Source organism: Flavobacterium sp. WG21 (genome assembly GCF_000335775.1).
GTDB lineage: Bacteria > Bacteroidota > Bacteroidia > Flavobacteriales > Flavobacteriaceae > Flavobacterium > Flavobacterium tructae.
The window spans coordinates 223022-240413 of record NZ_AMYW01000005.1; the positions used below are offsets into that span (position 1 = coordinate 223022).

At 31.2% G+C, this 17392-nt stretch carries 14 protein-coding genes; 3 read left to right on the top strand and 11 right to left on the bottom strand.

Going from position 1 to position 17392, the window contains the following annotated elements; all coding sequences use genetic code 11:
• The first annotated feature begins 51 nt into the window (after positions 1-51).
• The 3 genes from C245_RS24515 to C245_RS0106300 all read left to right on the top strand — a co-directional run bounded on the left by C245_RS24515 (position 52) and on the right by C245_RS0106300 (position 4669).
• Entirely contained in the window at positions 52-3627 is a 3576-nt protein-coding gene (locus C245_RS24515; protein WP_017495734.1) for a DUF6443 domain-containing protein, read from the top strand.
• An 11-nt stretch (positions 3628-3638) separates the two neighbouring features.
• Positions 3639-4034, top strand: coding sequence for a hypothetical protein (locus C245_RS0106295; RefSeq protein WP_017495735.1), 396 nt, complete (start codon positions 3639-3641; stop codon positions 4032-4034).
• A 215-nt stretch (positions 4035-4249) separates the two neighbouring features.
• Positions 4250-4669, top strand: coding sequence for a hypothetical protein (locus C245_RS0106300; protein ID WP_035746320.1), 420 nt, complete (start codon positions 4250-4252; stop codon positions 4667-4669).
• Positions 4670-4806: 137 nt separating this feature from the next.
• Here the strand turns inward: C245_RS0106300 and C245_RS0106305 are convergent, their stop codons facing one another.
• From C245_RS0106305 to C245_RS0106365, 11 genes are all read right to left on the bottom strand, one after another.
• Positions 4807-5691: a DUF4238 domain-containing protein gene (locus tag C245_RS0106305; RefSeq protein ID WP_017495737.1), complete on the bottom strand. Its 885-nt coding sequence runs from the start codon at positions 5689-5691 to the stop codon at positions 4807-4809.
• 332 nt (positions 5692-6023) lie between these two features.
• Positions 6024-6782 carry a phospholipase D family protein gene (locus tag C245_RS23625; protein ID WP_017495739.1) on the bottom strand — a complete coding sequence of 253 codons (759 nt, stop codon included), beginning with the start codon at positions 6780-6782 and terminating at the stop codon, positions 6024-6026.
• A gap of 180 nt (positions 6783-6962) precedes the next feature.
• A complete protein-coding gene (locus C245_RS0106320) occupies positions 6963-7820 on the bottom strand; it encodes an RES domain-containing protein (RefSeq protein WP_017495740.1) in 858 nt (285 codons plus the stop codon).
• Between the two features lie 188 nt (positions 7821-8008).
• Positions 8009-8344, bottom strand: a complete 336-nt coding sequence (locus tag C245_RS0106330) for a hypothetical protein (RefSeq protein WP_017495742.1) — start codon at positions 8342-8344, stop codon at positions 8009-8011.
• Positions 8331-8651 carry a hypothetical protein gene (locus C245_RS0106335; RefSeq protein WP_017495743.1) on the bottom strand — a complete coding sequence of 107 codons (321 nt, stop codon included), beginning with the start codon at positions 8649-8651 and terminating at the stop codon, positions 8331-8333. The genes C245_RS0106330 and C245_RS0106335 overlap by 14 nt, the downstream gene beginning before the upstream one ends.
• A 2-nt stretch (positions 8652-8653) precedes the next feature.
• On the bottom strand, positions 8654-9394 hold the full coding sequence (locus C245_RS0106340) for a hypothetical protein (RefSeq protein ID WP_017495744.1): 741 nt from the start codon (positions 9392-9394) through the stop codon (positions 8654-8656).
• A gap of 224 nt (positions 9395-9618) precedes the next feature.
• Positions 9619-13668, bottom strand: a complete 4050-nt coding sequence (locus C245_RS0106345) for a hypothetical protein (protein WP_017495745.1) — start codon at positions 13666-13668, stop codon at positions 9619-9621.
• A 148-nt stretch (positions 13669-13816) separates the two neighbouring features.
• Complete coding sequence (locus C245_RS0106350) at positions 13817-14437, bottom strand: hypothetical protein (RefSeq protein WP_017495746.1); 621 nt, start codon at positions 14435-14437, stop codon at positions 13817-13819.
• 23 nt (positions 14438-14460) lie between these two features.
• Positions 14461-15015 carry a hypothetical protein gene (locus tag C245_RS0106355; protein WP_017495747.1) on the bottom strand — a complete coding sequence of 185 codons (555 nt, stop codon included), beginning with the start codon at positions 15013-15015 and terminating at the stop codon, positions 14461-14463.
• A 3-nt stretch (positions 15016-15018) separates the two neighbouring features.
• Positions 15019-16212, bottom strand: a complete 1194-nt coding sequence (locus tag C245_RS0106360; RefSeq protein ID WP_017495748.1) for a hypothetical protein — start codon at positions 16210-16212, stop codon at positions 15019-15021.
• A 110-nt stretch (positions 16213-16322) separates the two neighbouring features.
• The gene (locus tag C245_RS0106365) at positions 16323-17234 is read right to left on the bottom strand and encodes a hypothetical protein (RefSeq protein ID WP_017495749.1); all 912 of its coding nucleotides are present in this window, start codon (positions 17232-17234) and stop codon (positions 16323-16325) included.
• Positions 17235-17392 lie beyond the last annotated feature (158 nt).

The following is a 17392-nucleotide window of genomic DNA, read 5'->3' on the forward strand; positions in this document are numbered from 1 at the left end:
GTAAAAAAAATATAAAGGATGATAAATTTTCAAACCATAAAATGTATTAATATGAAAAAATATTTCTTCATATTGGCATTGTTGTCATGGACAAGTTGGAGCGTAAAAGCGCAGACCCTCAGCGATGATAACTTTGTATACACGCTTGCTCCCAAAAAACCGATTAAGGCCGCAAAACTAAATACGCTGACCAAAGACGAAATGAGTCAGAATGTGACTTATTTTGACGGACTGGGCCGTCCGATACAAACCATTGCCATTGGTCAGGGAACAGCCGGAAAAGACATTATAACCCCTATGGGATATGATCGTTTTGGGCGACAAGCCATAGAATATCTGCCTTATGCAGCTGCCAATGGGAGCAGTAGTTATCCCAGAATTGACTCAACTACAGTCATAACTACTTTAAAAGGAATTTACGGTACCAGCAAATACGACAATACTCCAAATCCTTTTTCTGAAAAGTCGTTTGAACGTTCCCCTTTGAATCGCGTGGTCAAACAAGCCGCACCGGGAACTTCATGGGGGTTAGGGAGCGACCATGAAATTAAATTGGATTATGGAACCAATATTTCTGCCGATGCTGTAAAATCATACAAAGCCATCGCAACCTGGGAAGCCAGTAAGGGTTTATACGAAATCAGTCTTTCAGACTTAGGAACCTATCCTGTTAAGGAGTTGTACAAAACGATAACTTACGACGAGAATACGACTGCAAATCCAGGTGAATCTTCGGGGTCAACCGTTGAATTTAAAAACAAAGAAGAACAAGTCATTTTAAAAAGAACCTATGAGTCAGGAAACCGACACGATACCTATTATGTCTATGATGTATATGGCAATTTGACTTATGTACTGCCGCCAAAAGTATCGGGTGCAGTTAGTGACGAGGTTTTAAACGGTTTGTGTTACCAGTACAAATACGACAACCGCAATCGTTTGGTAGAGAAAAAATTGCCCGGAAAACAATGGGAGTATATTGTCTATGACAAACTGGATCGCCCTGTGGCAACAGGACCTGCTTTTTCGCCTTTTAAAGACGAAACCACCGAAGGCTGGCTCATTACCAAATACGATGCCTTTAGCAGACCTGTTTATACGGGCTGGAGCGGTCAGCCTTTGGGATCGAGCATAAGAAAAACATTGCAGGACGAACAAAATACGGCTACTGTTTTGTTTGAAACCAAACAGACCTCAGGAACCATAGACAATATTTCGGTATATTACAGTAACACTATTGCGCCAACTGGTTTTAAGCTCTTGACCGTAACGTATTACGATGACTATGCTTATCCCAATGCTCCTGCCAAACCTACTGCTATTGAAGCGCAACCCGTTTTAGACAATAGTAAAGGTCTGGTAACCGGAAGCTGGACAAGAGCTCTGACTACGGCATCAGCTACACTAGGAGAAACCGCCACCACTTTTTACGACAGTAAAGCCCGAGCCATAAGTACCCGAATCCAAAATCATCTGGGAGGTTATACTAATACTAACAGTAGTTTAGATTTTACAGGAAAATCACTCTATACCGTCACCAAACACAAACGTACGGCAGGAGACACAGAACTCAACATAAAAGAAGAATTCACCTATTCGCCTCAGGACCGTTTACTAACCCATACGCATCAAATCAACGGCGGAACCGTTGAAGTTTTGGCAAACAATACTTATGATGATTTGGGACAATTGAGTGTAAAAGATGTGGGGAACAGTGCCGCAAATCCTCTACAGAAAGTACAGTATACCTACAACATCAGAGGGTGGCTCACCGGAATCAATAAGGTGGAAAATCTGCAGCAAGACACCGACCCGTTAGATCTGTTTGCCTTTAAGATTAATTATGACAAAGTAGAAGCAAATGCAAACTATGCAAAAGTACTTTATAACGGAAATATTGCCGAAACCATTTGGAGAACTAAAACCGATCCGGGAAAGCGTTTTTACGGATATCGATACGATCAATTGAATCGTTTGTCGGAGGCGACTTATCAAACTCCGGATTTAGCCGATAATAAAAATTATTTTGGTGAAAGTATGGATTATGATAAAAACGGAAATATTACCAAACTACAGCGACAATATATGGCCGGTGTGTCATCAAATCCTTATGTAGGTGATATGGATATTTTGGGGTATTTCTACGAGACCAATTCCAATCGATTGATGAAAGTGACAGATACTAGCAATCAACTACAAGGATTTAAAGATGATAGTAACGGATTTAATGATTCGGCAGATGATTATGCCTATGATCTAAATGGAAATTTGATCAAAGACGAAAACAAAAACATCACTGAGATACTTTACAACCAGCTTAATTTACCCAAGAAAATTGCATTTGGAACAACAGGGTCAATTGAGTATATTTACAACGCAACGGGGCAAAAACTGGAAAAAACTGTAAAAGAGGCCAGCAGTATTACTCATACGGAGTATCTAACAGGTTTCCAGTATAGCTATGTTATTAGTAATGATGGCTACGTACCGGATGATCCCGGAAACACAGATCCCCCTATTGATGGTACAGATCCTGTAATAGATCCCCCGGTAGAATCGAATCGTTCTGGTCAACAGTTGGCAAGTCTGAATGTGCCATCACAACCAATGTTGCAGTTTTTCCCTACGGCAGAGGGGTATTATGATGACATATATAAAAAATATGTGTACCAATACAAAGATCATTTAGGTAACATAAGATTGAGCTATGCTAAAAATCCAGTAACGCAAGTTCTTGAAATTATTGAAGAAAATAATTATTATCCTTTTGGGTTAAAACACACAGGGTATAATGATTATGTACCTAGTAATAATAAGTATAAGTATAACGGAAAAGAGCTGCAAGACGAACTGGGGCTTGGGATGTATGATTATGGAAGCAGACTTTACGACCCAGCAAGAGCGGGTTGGAGTAATATTGACCCGTTAGCAGAGAAAATGAGAAGATACAGTCCATATAACTATGCGTTTGATAATCCGATGAGATTTACTGACCCTGATGGAATGGCTCCAAATGATGTTATAATTAAAGGACAAGGAGCAGATAAAACATTAGCGCAATTACAAAAGTCCACAAGTTTAAAATTGACAATGGATGATAAAGGAAAAGTAACTGCAACAGGCGAAGCAAAAACTAAAGCAGATAAAGAATTAAAAGCAGCTACAACAGATAAAAATGTAACAGTTAATTTAAATTCAACATTAGGTCCTCAAATTATGGATGGTAGTGGCGATTATTTATCCAGTTCAGGTTCTTTTGATGGAAGTACTGTCAATGGAGACGGAACTGCTACTGCGAACCAAACTGTTAATCCAGATTATGCTAAAGCAGTTGATGAATTTGAAGGAACTCCTGAAGGAACAGGTGTTTTACACGAAACTCTAGAAGGATATCAAGAAGGAAAAAGAGCTCAAGAAACGCAAACCCCTTCTGGACCAGCAATACCAGGAACAGATGGTTATAAAAATTATGATGCAGCTCATAACAAAGCAGATGCAATAGACCCTAGGCATGTTAGAACTGCTGATTCATTTACTGGTAAAAACCCTAGGACTGGTGAACAAGCAAGAGTGCTACAGAAACCTAACGGACAAACAATGGTATTATATAAACTTCCAAAAAAATAATAAAAACGATTATGAAAAATATATTTTTAATATTTCTTTTTACACTTTCTTTCTCTTCATATTGTCAAGATTTTAGTGGTGTTTATTCCGTTACTAAAATTATAACCTCAGATGACGGTGACAAAATATTGTTTATTAAGAATGATAAAATCAAAGGAATAATTGTGATGGATAACGATGATTTAAAAGTTAATTCATCATTTACAAAAATCAAAAAAGGCAAAGATTATTATTTTAATCTTGAAGTTGATGCTAAAAAGTACCGAGGACAAAATGACGGTTATGCAATAATATCATCAAGCGGAAAAATAAAACGAATTTGGGACGTTAAAAAAGACGGAGCAATGCCATTTATATTTACGGCAAAAAACTTAAAAGGTTTGTATGTAAAGAATAAAAGAGAATAAACTTTCCATTTCTTTTAGAAGAATCTCAACATTTGAAACAAATCAAAAAAGAGTAGTTAGTTATTGAATTCGAAAAATAAAACCTAATACTAGACAACAATCGAGTATTAGGTTTTTTGTTTTAAAAAACTTTATAAGTAATGCAAATCAGTATAATTACGTAGTGATTTAAATGAGTTTGTCGCTATATTTGAGAAATAACAAATGAGTCATAAATGAAACTATTCTTATTTTCAATATTTTCCATTTTAATGTTGAATTGCTCAGACATTAAAAAAGATAATCAAAGTGAGAAATATTTAGATTTTTTTTATTTCAAAGGGAATAAACTTTTTCCTTTTAGACTTAATTGTAAATCTATTCGAAGTGAAATGTTTAGAGATGATGTAAAATATAAAAAAATAGAAGATAGAGAGTACATCAAGAGATTCATAAAGGAATATGAAAAATTGAAAACTGAAAAAAAACAAAATGAGATAGATGTGCGTATGCAAATAATTTTTCATAATGGTAAAATCACAGATACCATTTGCATGGGAAGTCATTTTGGTATTAAAATTAATGGAGTAAAGAAAAATGACTCTAAGTCTTTTTTAAATTTAATTCAAGAAAAAATGTATGAATCAGAAAAATAGATAAGGTGACTAGTAAGAAAGAAATATAGCTTTGGCTATAAAAAGTAGTTTTAAATTATTAATCAAAATAAAAGCCTAACAATTGGATGATATCTTGTCGTTAGGTTTTTTGTTTTTTGAAAAGGTAATATATTAAATTATGCTAAATCGCTGTTGGCAGTAGCATCGTTAAGTCCCATTTTTGTCGGCTCATAATGATTACAAAAAATCAAATATTCGTCGAAATCTCTACCAATTTTCATGCTAATTTTTTCAAATAATTCAAAAGGAATTTCATTGATTTTATCAACTTTAAGTTGTCTTAATGGATTATCTTTCTTTTCAGATTCAGGATGATACATGAAAAGACAAAAATCTTTTGATAATGGAAAATAAATTTCTGTTTCTACTGGAATAATCCAATCATAAACTTCTTGGTTATCTAAGTGAATTGGACTATCTGTTGTAATCCAACCTTTTTCATCACAATCCTTTATGATAACTTTTTTAAAATTTCTAAAAACATTTAAGAGATGATTCATTAATGTTCCCAACGCTAGATTTAATTGAAAATCTTTTCCGAAGTGATCCAAAACTAATTTATTTTCTTCTGTGTCATTTGAAAACATAGTTATTTCATTAATAAGTTTGTTTCTCGTTTCATCATCATTTAGTAAATCATTGATAAATCTTCTAAAAGGATTTGTTCTGCACAAAAGATTTGCAACAAAATGATTTAAAACGTCTTTATCTTTAGGAGTTAATCTCTTTTGATTATGAAGATTTGAAATTACAGTTCGATAAAAACTTTCTACCTCACTGCTTAAATTTTCAAAATGTCTTTTTATCTCGAAATCATCAATTGGCAAATCAAAAATATTAGTTTCTGTAGTAAAGTTTCTGATGAGAACATTTTCGGTTTTCTCGTTTCCCATTTTGTAAACTGAAAGCCAATATTCATCATCGATTTTATAGCCAAATTGCTTTAAGTAAACTTGTGATACTTTATGTTGTTTTTGGTTGATTGGTTCTTCTTTTTTCATTCACGTGTCATTTTGCACATTTCTGAGACATTACTGCCAACGATCCGCGGCTTTGCGCAGTGGCGGCAATTTACCGCTTTGTTGTAAAGATATGTAAATTTCCGGCTAAGGAAAATAAAACCAGATATTGTGAGAAACCGCTGTTGTGAGCAGTGTTTATTTTTTTGACTTTTCAATCGATGGTTTTAGTTTTTTAAAAACCTCATTTAAACCAAGGAAAAATTTAGAGTAGAATTCATCACTTTTATCTATGTCCCACAATTCATGGTGATTTAATGGATAAAGATAAATGGCTGATTTATGATAAGTCCAATACATTCTAAAACAGTAGACTACTTCAAAATCACCTTTATTTTTTTTGTATTCAAAACATTAAATATCTCTTCGCAACGTTTTTCATCAAAGTTTAAATAAATAAGAGATCTTCTTCCCTCAATAACCAAATCTACCTTATCCAAAAAATTTTCACATTTGGGGTACCAATCCTCTCCAGATTGAAATGGGACAAATTTTTTATTTTTTGAATACTTATTATACAAATTACATTTCTCTAATATTAAGTCATAATTAGTTTTTGCAATCTGAATTTCGAATCCTTTTTCTTTTGTTTTTTGACCTTCTTTTTCTACCTCAGAACCATTAATTATACTTTTCATTTCAAGTATAGCATCTTGAAAAAAACCGTCGTCATCTTGCCCAGTTTTATAATCACTCAAACCATTTCTTTCTTCGTCTGTGCGACGAAAAAGAACTCCCATTTCTCGATTATTACGCTGAGAATAATCATAAAGATTTAAACTGGTAATAATAAGGTAAATTTCGTTGAAATAACATTTACTATGTAGATTCGGATGAGATAAGAGATTTAGATTTTTAAACTTAATGAGTTTCTTTCTCTCAAAATCGCTTAGTTTACCTTCTTTGTAAACAATCGTAATAACCACTCCACGATTGTCAGCTTTTTCTAATTCCTCAAGCAATAAAGTATTTGTTTGTATGTAAGGGCTTATCAAAACTACTTCATCTTGAGCTGTTTCAATTATTTTGATAAGTTGTTCTCTTAATTTGTCAGTATTTAAGAATTCTGCCATTTATTATGATAATTTTTCGTTTTAGGATTTTAGCATTGCTCACAACGTTTCGCCGCTTTGCCCAGTCGCGGAAGAAAGCGAGCTAAATTCCTTCTGCCAAGATAATTATTTTTCGTGAAGAAAATCATGAAGGAACCAGAAAACCGCGATTAGGAGAAACGGGTGTTGGCAGCTGTGTATTTATTTTGACCAAAGAATTATGTTATCATTTCCTTGATGAAATTCAGATTCTATAAACTCAGTTTCAACATATTTTTTATTGCCAGCATATTCCATTTTTCGTCTGTTTGCAACTAAAAATTTTAATTTTTTGTTTGCTACTTCGGGTTTCAAAGCAAAGTTAAAACCTTTGTGAGTTACAACTGTACTTGGATAAAGTATACCATCAGCATTTCTAACGGAATCAAAAATATAATTTGTAAAAGCAGATGTGATTTTATAATGGTTTGAATTCCCTGCCATAGCCTGTGAAAACTCTCTTGATAAAAATTGCATTAATTGACTTACAGCTTGTGCACTTTCATCAGCTTGTGTTTTTACGATATATTCAAAATCTTTACTTAAGTCGTCAATTGCTTTGTGATTACCTCTTATATTGTCATTAGTTAGAACACTAGCAACTAAGATTTCTTCTGTGGAAATCCATAAACTAGTGGTAATATATTCTAGCGGTTGATTATCATTTTGCTTTGGAAGTTTGCTTGTTTCAAAAAGACTTAATGAATCATCATCTGAACAATAGAAAACTGACTGTCCTGGCTCGTTTGCTCTTCCAAATTTTTTTATATTTTGAACATCAGTTCTATAAGAAAGATCAGTTATTTTATTGAAAAAAGGATTGAGTTCATCATTAACTCTGCATCGAACAAACTTTGAGCCTTTCGGATAAATTACACATGGAATAGCAAATTCTATTGTATTAAGAATGTTTTTTATATAAATGTAGCTTTTAATCGAAACTTCATCTTTGGCATTTTTTAGAAGTCCTAAAAAATAACTTATTTCTTTTGTGTCGAAATTCTTATTCTGATTAGACAAAATTACAATCTTTAGATGTTAGATAATGATTTGGTTGGCGGTTGCATTGCTGCCAACGTTCTGGCGCTTGGCGAGGTTTGGACTAAATTAAGATTTATTTTTCGGTTAAACACAAAATTTCCAAATACAAGACCAACTTTAAATTAAGTCTAAAACCCAAATCTTGCGAAACCGCTGTTTGGCGGTAGTTATTTTATGTTCAATTTGTTGATTAGTAATATTTTGGGTGATTTTAGAGTCAATTTTATAAAACTTAAATCTTCACTAAATTCTTCTTCAGATAATAATTGGATTGATAATTCTAATTCAAAATTAGTGTAAAACTTTTGTTTTAGAACTTCATTCTCCATCCTCATTAATTTCCATAAGTCAGAGTTTGTTTCAAGCTTTGTAACTAACAATAAATCACAATCATTTGGGTTTTCAACATTTCTTGCTACTGAACCAAAAACAAAGGCTAAAAGAAAATTTTCGCTATTTATATTATCAGAGATCCATTTAGTATAAATTTCAAAGTTCTTCATTCTTCATAATTTTTCTTATGAAAGTTTTCAAAGGATAAATGCTAATTTTTTGACCATTTTCAGCAGTTTTGTATCCTTCACCAGTTATTTGACACCAAGGTTCGCAAATCACCAAATTAGCACCTTTTTCAATAGCTTTTGTTACGACATCGGAACTAACAAGATATTCGCTACTCATTGGTGTGTAAATAGTATATTTTTTTGATGATGATTTTAGAGAAAAGCTAAGCATAAACTCACTTATTATCTCTACTTCTGAAATATTTTGTTTATCTGCTAATACTTCTTTTATATATTTTGCTGGCATCGTTAACTTTTTAGTTCGTTCAAAATAGTCTTTACATTATTTTCAATAGATTCAATTTCAGATATTATTTCTGCACGCCTTGTTGAAGTTGATTCTAATATAGTAGTTGGATAAGGAAACTCAGAATGTCTTTCACTTGGGTTTTTTATAAAATGTTCATATGAAGTTGAGTGTTTTATAAAGTTTAAATAAATATTTAAATCATCGTTGGATGAAATTAAATGAGAATGGCTCTTAATTATTTCATCAATCTTGGAATTGTTTTGTACAATTATTGATTCTCTCATTCCAAGCCATAGATTTGCTGCAACTTCTTTTTTAATATCCTCACTAGGAAAAGATTTTGGTCCAAATGAATTGAAAATACTTTCGTTAATTGATAAATATGCAATGATTGGGTCGTAATATTTTTCTAATTGCTCCTTCTTGTTTTTTATGAAGGTAATGATTAGTTCTTTTCTAATAGATTCTTTTGTTTCTTTTCTAATCTTACCTAATGTAACCAAGTTTGTAATGAAAAGAACAAATAACGGAATGAAAATAACTGCAAATGTTTTCCATTCTTCTAAAGTAAAACCTACATATTTTTCAATTGGTTTAATTATTTCAGCTATTTTTGACTGTTCTATTTTTATTACAATTGTGTCATTTTTCGCTTCTTTATTAATTACAATTGTACTGTCCTTTCCAGATGAGAAAGAAAAAAAAAGAAGTAGAAATAATATAAATGTCTTTTTTAGCACGATTTCTTAATAATTACTGCCAACTTGTTTATATAAATGATAAAACTAGATAAAATTATCGAAAATGAGTTAGATATGTATGACTTTTAATTTACAAAAGTCTAAACATCAAGAACAGAGATGCATTTATAAAAGATTCTATAGCTGATTCCAAAAAGCCTGCCTTTATTAACTAAATAGATAATATATCAAGTGATTGCAATGATTTCTGATATAGTTCATAATCAATTTAAAGAAATATTTTTATATTTATTAATATACTTACCATGCAATAAGATTAGAAATATCCCCCAGCTTTCGGTACATATTTTTAATCTTTCGCTCCATTTAGATATTAGCTCTAAATTGATCAAAACCTGATAGTCCTCTTCATCTCCTTTTGGTTCTGGAAATATATTATCTTTTATATTTATCATAGCTTTAAAATACTCTTGCTCTTCTTCATTATCACTGTAAGTCATTTCATCGAATGGGAACATATTCATCCACATTACTAATGAGTCCAGTACATTTTGAAAAGATTGTTGTAATTCTAAACTAACTTTTTCAAAGTGTTGCTGTACTCTCTTTTGATCTAACTCTTTCAATTTAATTTTATCAAGTAATCTTAAATCGTTAAGATGGTCAACTAAAAGAACCAATCTACCGTAATTTTCTGAAGCCTTGCTGATCTCATTAAACTCAGGATACATCTTGGCCCAGCTATCAATTTTAAGATTTTCGAGAATTTTATAATCTATCAATTGGGAGCCAAAACCAATGATGTTTAAATTTTCATACGGGTTATCCATAATGGTATAAAGCCTTACTTCATTCCAGTTCTTTTCGATAATTTTATTATCTGTAGTCTGAATAAAATAAATTCTGGAAAACCATAATTTCAGCATTAAGTATTTTAGACTTGTATATTCTGGCTTGTTGATTACTTCATGGATAATATCATAAGCTGTTTTCATACCTAGTAGTGACCAAAAAGGACTTATGCCATCAGTGACTACTATCGGTTTTTCTTCATTTAGATTATTGTTAATGTATTTAATAGTAAAGGAGTTTGATTTAGAGATAAGCTTAAATTCTTTAACAATTTTACTCTCAAAATCTTCTTTAAGTTTTAGTATTCGTTTATATGAATGGTCTGCTTTAGTACTGTTATTCAAAAAATCTTTCCAATAAGCTGCCGTAGTCAATAAAGTATTAAAGTCAATTTGGCTAGTATGATTTATATCTATATTGCCTAAGGTGTTTTTATATTGTGAATTATATTCCCTGAGCCTTTGAATCGCATCGTACAAATTAATTTGGGACACACGCTCTATATTTTCATCGTGTATATGCCCTTCATCAGTTATTAATTGAATTCTTGATGTCAATGTTTGGGCAGACTGATTTATAAAACTCTCGATACTGGTTTTAAAGTCAGAAAAGCTTTTAAAAAATTTCTCATACTTTGACTCTAATCTCTTTTTTAATTGCTCTCTTTCATTTTCAGTATTTGAATCATTTTTCTTTCCTCCATATATACCTAAAGGATCCGTGATTGATTTTGGTTCTTTAATTTTATCAAATTTCTTAAATGACACATTCTGCATAACAGGAATCATAGGAGCATATGTTTTACTTCCTTTAAATAACTGATTAAACGAATCATTAATCTTATTAACTCTTTCTTTGATTAGAATCTCCCACTGATTTAATGCTTCGCAGTAATCATTCCAATCCGTCGGCCTATAGCTATATTCATAGAGTTTTACAATACTTGAGTTTATGTCTACCCATTCTTCTAGAGGCATATTTTCTAGGGGCATAGTTTTATGGGTGGAATCATGATCGATAGAAATTGTTTGTAATCTGTGACCATAACCTTGAGAATTGAATTGTTTTTTATCTGGAAGAGCAGATCTTATTATATTCAAAATGTTGACAATAAAATCATTGGTTGATCTTTTACTGTCAATCGTTAGAATATTTACAATGTAATGTAAATCCACTTCATCACCTTTTACAGATAAATGAATAACATCAAAATCAGTTTTTATGCGATCAACAAAATAATTGATGTTTTTTTTTCTTATCACATCTAATTCCTGTGAATATGTAAACATTCCTAACATTAGTTTTGATAAATTTTTACTATCCAGTAATTTAAACGCTGATTCAAATTCACTGTCTGTAAATAATGGTATCTTTTCCTTCTTATTATCAATATTCTTTAACCAAAATAAGCTCTCTCCAAAAGATTTCCATTCAATTTCTGTAACAGGTATTTCTTTAGGAAAAGGAAGTTTATTTATGACATTGGATGCTAAGTTGAAGACATGTTGCTTATGTACTAATCTGTTATTAATATCATCAATTTTTTGTCTACGTTCTTCATCCATTTTAAGCAAGTCAAGTAACCCGCTTCTGTCATAATTACTGCCAAATAAAAAATCTGTAAACATTGTCCATGCTTCACCAAAAATCAATTTGCAGTCATCTATTACCTCCCGATTTTTCTCAACATATTCAAGAGTGCCAGCCCATATAAAAGCTTTTAATATAGATATATATATTGACCAGTTACTAACAGAAATTTTATTATCTATATCTAAAATAAATTGGTCAGGCTTAAAGATTTCGAGATGAATCAACTGTAATAGAAATAAATACAAATCTTGTTCAGCTAATAAAGAAATGCATTTGTACCCATATTCTTCTTTGCTGTTAGTGAACTCATCAAAAAGTATCTCAACCAATTTTTGTGAACGAACGATATGCAACCCTTGTATATATTTTCTGTCGGATGATTTTTTAACCAGATATTCGTTTGAAAGTTTTTCAATTATAAATTGATAATCAATACCGGAATCTAGTTTCGAAACATCTATTTTAGCTCCTAAAGAATCTGCAAGAGTAACGATTCTTAAAAATTCAATCTGTTGATTATTACTTAATCCGTTTTCATTTAAAATTTGCCTAACTTGTTGCTTCAATTTATTATGTAAGGAATCTCCTTGAGTAAGAGAGTATACAAATTCTAATAATGGGATATTATTGCCTAGCTGAATCCAAGCTTCTTCAAAATCTGTAAAATGACTGATCTTATTTCTTTCATGCAATCTGGAATAAATAATTTCCGCTTCCTCTTTTGAAAGAATTAAATCAATTTCCTTGTGTTCAAATTCAATTCCGATTGCAGAAGCTCTATACCAGTCTTCGTTTCTGATTGCTACCAAAAACTTTATGTGATTAAGGTGTGCTGATTCTTTAATTACTTGTAACCAGTCTGTTGTATTTGGATTTACATTAATTACAAAAACTGTTGGAATGTCTAATTTTTTACTTATTGATGCAATAGCCTGAATCGATTTTTGAGTACTGATTGGATCTTGTTGAATATTTAGCTCAAAGCAAAGCCAATTATTGATGTATTTATGTATATAACTATATAATAAAGCTGTCTTTCCTTGTCCAGACGCTCCTTTTAGTATAATGGTGTTATTTCCGTTTATTTTGTCATTAATTAGGCCAAGTAGTTTATCTCTATTTACATCCAGCCCAAGCAAAATATGTTCATATCTTGTCAAAGTAGCATTGTAAAATTCTTTTTCTAATAATTCATGATTTAAATTCTCGATTGAAACTTTATGCAATGGTTTCAATACTAATCCATATTGCTCGCTTATTGCAATTCTTTCCGTTATATATTTTGCAAAATCTTCAACCTTATTGAAAAAATCATTTGAGGTGATAGGTTGTTGTTTCTCAGCAATGAACTGTAGCCAATTTAATAGAAAACCAATTGTTGGTAACGGGTCAATAAGTGGGAAATTGTCCTTCATCATTTTTTCGACATCCTCGGCAATTTTCTCTTCATTAATTTCCTGAAATTGAGTTTTACTCTTAACTAACTTCCAATTTTCAATGGTTAACTTATACTTTTTTAAAAGATTTTTTTCTTTTCCATCAATACTATTATTTTGCTCTGCCCACTTTTTAAGATCACTACTTATTTCACCATAGGAAACAAGTATAGGAATTGCATCAGTATAATTATCCAAGAATCTTTTTATAAATGATGTTTTTTTATCAGATAAAATATCTGATAGTGTAATTCTTCTTCCTAGATTTTTTAATTGAATAGCATATAAAAGTTGTCCATTAGTATTTAAAATATCTAAATCTTCTTCTCCTTCTAAGCGAAATATAAGATTGTCCGTCATATTTGACAGAATGAAATGTAATGAATATAAAAACTGAGTTCTATAACCTTTTAAAGCTGCAATTGCTGACATATTAAAAATCGATATTATTATTGTTTTAAGTCTTTACCCTATTTTGAGAAATAACCAATTATACTAGAGAAGATTTACGTTGTTTATAAATAGATAGTTACGATAAAGACAGGCATATATGTATCTATAATATTTATAATTGATAGTTTTAGATATTTTTATCTCTAATAAGACTTTGTAAATCTTCCAAAATTATAATTTTAATCTGTCCTGTCAATTCATTCTTGTTGTAATAAATCAAATGCATCTTATCAAGTTTGAAAAGAACTTTAAAGCCATAATCGGAGTCTAATTTAATAACTTCATGATATATCCGATTCCAGGATCTTAAATAATAGATTGCTTTAAGAAAATTAATTTCGTCTTTATCTAATTCTTTCCATAACTGATATTTAAAACTCAATCTCATCCATACATTTTTGGTTTGAGAGTCATCAAGGTTCTCGCAAAATTTCTCCGCTCTCTTCCTGCATGCAAAACAAAAAAAATAGTAATGGAAATTTTCGAAAACTTGTTTTGCTCTTGTTCTATTTTCTAAACAAGTATAGTTCATTCCGCTACATGCATTACAAACACCAAAATCAATATGGGAATTACTATTAGAAACAATTGTAGTTATTTCATTTGAACTTAATTCAAATCTCTTTCTAATTTCATCTATACTTGAAGTAAATTTGCCGGAGGTATTTTGCCAGTATGCTTCCAAAATTGAATGTGAAAGAACTGAAGTATAAGTTTCTTTATCAAAATAGATCTTGGGTTGTTTCATCTCTCTAGATTGATGATATATAATTAATTATGTTTTCCCAAAATTGGTTTCAATTCTTTTGCGAGCTTATGCTCTAAAACTCCCATATAGTCAGCCATTTCGTGCTCAAATTCAAATATATTCATTCTCAAAGAAACATTTGTTCCTTTCGTCCAATAGAAAAGTTGGAGTCCTTGTGTTCCATGAACTTTATAATAGCCTAAGTGTTGAACTAGTCTTCCCCAAATTCCTTTCTTGACTTTACCAACATAGAGAACTCTACTATGTGGGAAATTCTTTTTGATAGCAGGTACGGCTTTTGAATTTTGGGTCAATTTGTATTTTGTGACTCTATTTACTATTTCTTCGGCAGAATGATCTGATACAATTTCAAAATAATAAAGACATGGCCCAGATATTTTTGTAACTATATCAAAAACATGTGAAAAATCACTTTCTTTTAAAACATTTACAAAATTGTAATCTTTCATTTCGAAACAGTCGATATCAAATTGATATATTTGTTTTGCCCCTTTTTCTGATACGCTAAGTAATGGTGCTATAGCATTTGTACTAAATTCTTTAATCTTTTCGTTCATATTCTAACTATGCTTAAGTCCATTTTCAACTTGCCGTTTTAGTTCTTTTAAATTTTTTGCTGTCTCTCTAAACAATCCTGTCTCCTTTTTTAGTTCACTGAACCAAAAATCTACGGAAGCATTTAAACGCTGATCACGAGAAAGAAGAATTTCATTATACAGAGCTGCAATACAATGGCTAGAGTCAAGAATAATACCACCAGAAGGAATTTTACCGCTTTTCAATCCTTTTTCTAGGTCTTTAATGATTATGTAGTTACTTATACGAGTAAAAGTTGTTTGAGTATGAAACCTGTGGACTAAAGATTTCAAAATAATTTTGCAATCCGAAATTGTTTGTTTTTGTTGTGCAAATTTTTCCACAATTTCGCCATCTAAAGGTTTTACCGATAATTTTTTTTCTTTCTCAATTTCACTTTTAGTAGACCATTCTGCGACTATTTTAGGAAAGTTAGTTATAGTTCCAGCCAAATCTTCCCAGTATACAAATACTTGGTCGGTTGCGAAAGAAAGTTCATCAAGAGAATATCCTTCAATAAGTATTTCTTGATTTTTTTGAAGCGTAGAAACAGCATTTTTGGGAATTATATAACTCTTAGCCTCATATTCTTTTTGTTGTTTTTCTAATTCAGGAATGGTTAGATCTGTTAAGCCATCATAATAGTTAAGATGGGTGTAATTTTTAGTTTTAATTGCGTTAATCCTTTTTTCAATTTCCTCCTTTGGATTTTCAAATATTTGAGAATGAATTATTTGAGTCGCAAGTTTTGGTGCAATTACATTAATAAAACCGTTAGTACAGTCATAATCTTTTAGCGCAGCTAATTGTCCTAATAAGGCAATGTATATCCTTGAAGAATTCGCTTTTAGAAATGTCATTCTTTCCGCTTTGGTCGTTGCATTCCAAGTGGTTTCAATTAAACGTAAAAAATCATCTACCACATAATATTCTTTAGAAGCCATCATTCGTTGTCCACGAATAAGTGTATTCAATGCCTTAGCCATATTATTCCTTTGATCAAGGTCTTTGTTAAGTGCTATCTCAATTACTCCTGCTGGACTTGAAAAGACTTCAATGTCTCCGCTCATAGATTTTCTCAACAGATATTTCCCAAGGTCAGTGTCGCCCCAATTTGCTCCCTTTGGAGCTATATCGTTTAATGAACAATTGTCAATGTATAGTTTTAATGGCTTCATGCGTAGTTATTTATTTCGTCTGACATTTAATTAATATAGGTTTCAATTATGGGCAGCTAACTTAACACTATCATTTGGCAAATTTGTTAGGTCGTGGACTACATTTAAATTTATTTTTCGGAGGTATTCACATGCTTAAATGCCAATCCTTTTTCCGTAACAAGTAAACCTTGAACATCAAACCCAAACTGATTTTTGATTTCTTCTGCAAACTTTTCACCGTCAGATTGATTTCTAAATATTATTCCATTTGAATAGGAATGTTGTGGGAAAAATAAAAGACCAAAATTACCCACATGAAAATGAATTCCAATAGCTGGTGTTTGCGGATTAAAACTTCTTAATAATGATATTCCATAACCACCGCTTTCTGGTGTAGCATGTTTCATCATAAATTTTCCTGAACCCATATCAAGAAATTCGACAGGTCCAAAATATTTTATTCTATTTATTTGGTAGTTTAAGTATTGTGTTTCCCCAGTTGAATTACTTTCATTTGCAACCCGAATTATGAAATCTCCGACAGTCTCAACGGAGTTATCCTCTATTACTTTTTCAAAAGCATCTTCCATCTTATCTAGCTCATTTGTGATCTCTGAAGTATGATAATATTGTTGATATTTAGTAAATCCAATAATATCACCAATCCATGCGTTTTTCAGGTTTTGTTCTATTTGATAATTTGAGATTTTATAAATTTTTGGCTGATTATTATAGATGTAGCAAAGAATAAAGTTAGTCTTATTACTAGATTTTCTATTTATCTCTAAGCATTTAACTACTAAGGAATTAATAACTAATATTGAATTACTGTTAGCGAGTTCTCCTTGATAAAATGATTTTAAAACTTCTTGAGCATAATCTGGTAATCCTGAAAAAGAAATTGAAATATAAGGGTTTAATATTATTGTTTTTAATTGTCCTAGTAATGGATTTTGTGAACCCAAAAATAGATCTGTGATTTTTGTATCAGAAACTATTTGAATATCATTATCAATAATTTTGGCAACAACTAATGTCATTTTTTTTCTTTAACGAGATTAATAACTTATATACGTGAATATAAGGGAAACAATGTTCCCAAATCTGAGATCTTGTGTCAAACTGTAGTTTTATATTGCAAACTGTACCAAACATACAAAATAGTTGTAATTATGTATTACGGTTTTCCTTATAAAAA

Coding starts and splice junctions, on each gene's coding strand:
- C245_RS24515 (WP_017495734.1), top strand. CDS start 52: ATGAAAAAATATTTCTTCATATTGGCATTGTTGTCATGGACAAGTTGG.
- C245_RS0106350 (WP_017495746.1), bottom strand. CDS start 14,437: ATGAAACAACCCAAGATCTATTTTGATAAAGAAACTTATACTTCAGTT.
- C245_RS0106300 (WP_035746320.1), top strand. CDS start 4,250: ATGAAACTATTCTTATTTTCAATATTTTCCATTTTAATGTTGAATTGC.
- C245_RS0106295 (WP_017495735.1), top strand. CDS start 3,639: ATGAAAAATATATTTTTAATATTTCTTTTTACACTTTCTTTCTCTTCA.
- C245_RS0106335 (WP_017495743.1), bottom strand. CDS start 8,651: ATGCCAGCAAAATATATAAAAGAAGTATTAGCAGATAAACAAAATATT.
- C245_RS23625 (WP_017495739.1), bottom strand. CDS start 6,782: ATGGCAGAATTCTTAAATACTGACAAATTAAGAGAACAACTTATCAAA.
- C245_RS0106365 (WP_017495749.1), bottom strand. CDS start 17,234: ATGACATTAGTTGTTGCCAAAATTATTGATAATGATATTCAAATAGTT.
- C245_RS0106355 (WP_017495747.1), bottom strand. CDS start 15,015: ATGAACGAAAAGATTAAAGAATTTAGTACAAATGCTATAGCACCATTA.
- C245_RS0106330 (WP_017495742.1), bottom strand. CDS start 8,344: ATGAAGAACTTTGAAATTTATACTAAATGGATCTCTGATAATATAAAT.
- C245_RS0106345 (WP_017495745.1), bottom strand. CDS start 13,668: ATGTCAGCAATTGCAGCTTTAAAAGGTTATAGAACTCAGTTTTTATAT.
- C245_RS0106305 (WP_017495737.1), bottom strand. CDS start 5,691: ATGAAAAAAGAAGAACCAATCAACCAAAAACAACATAAAGTATCACAA.
- C245_RS0106360 (WP_017495748.1), bottom strand. CDS start 16,212: ATGAAGCCATTAAAACTATACATTGACAATTGTTCATTAAACGATATA.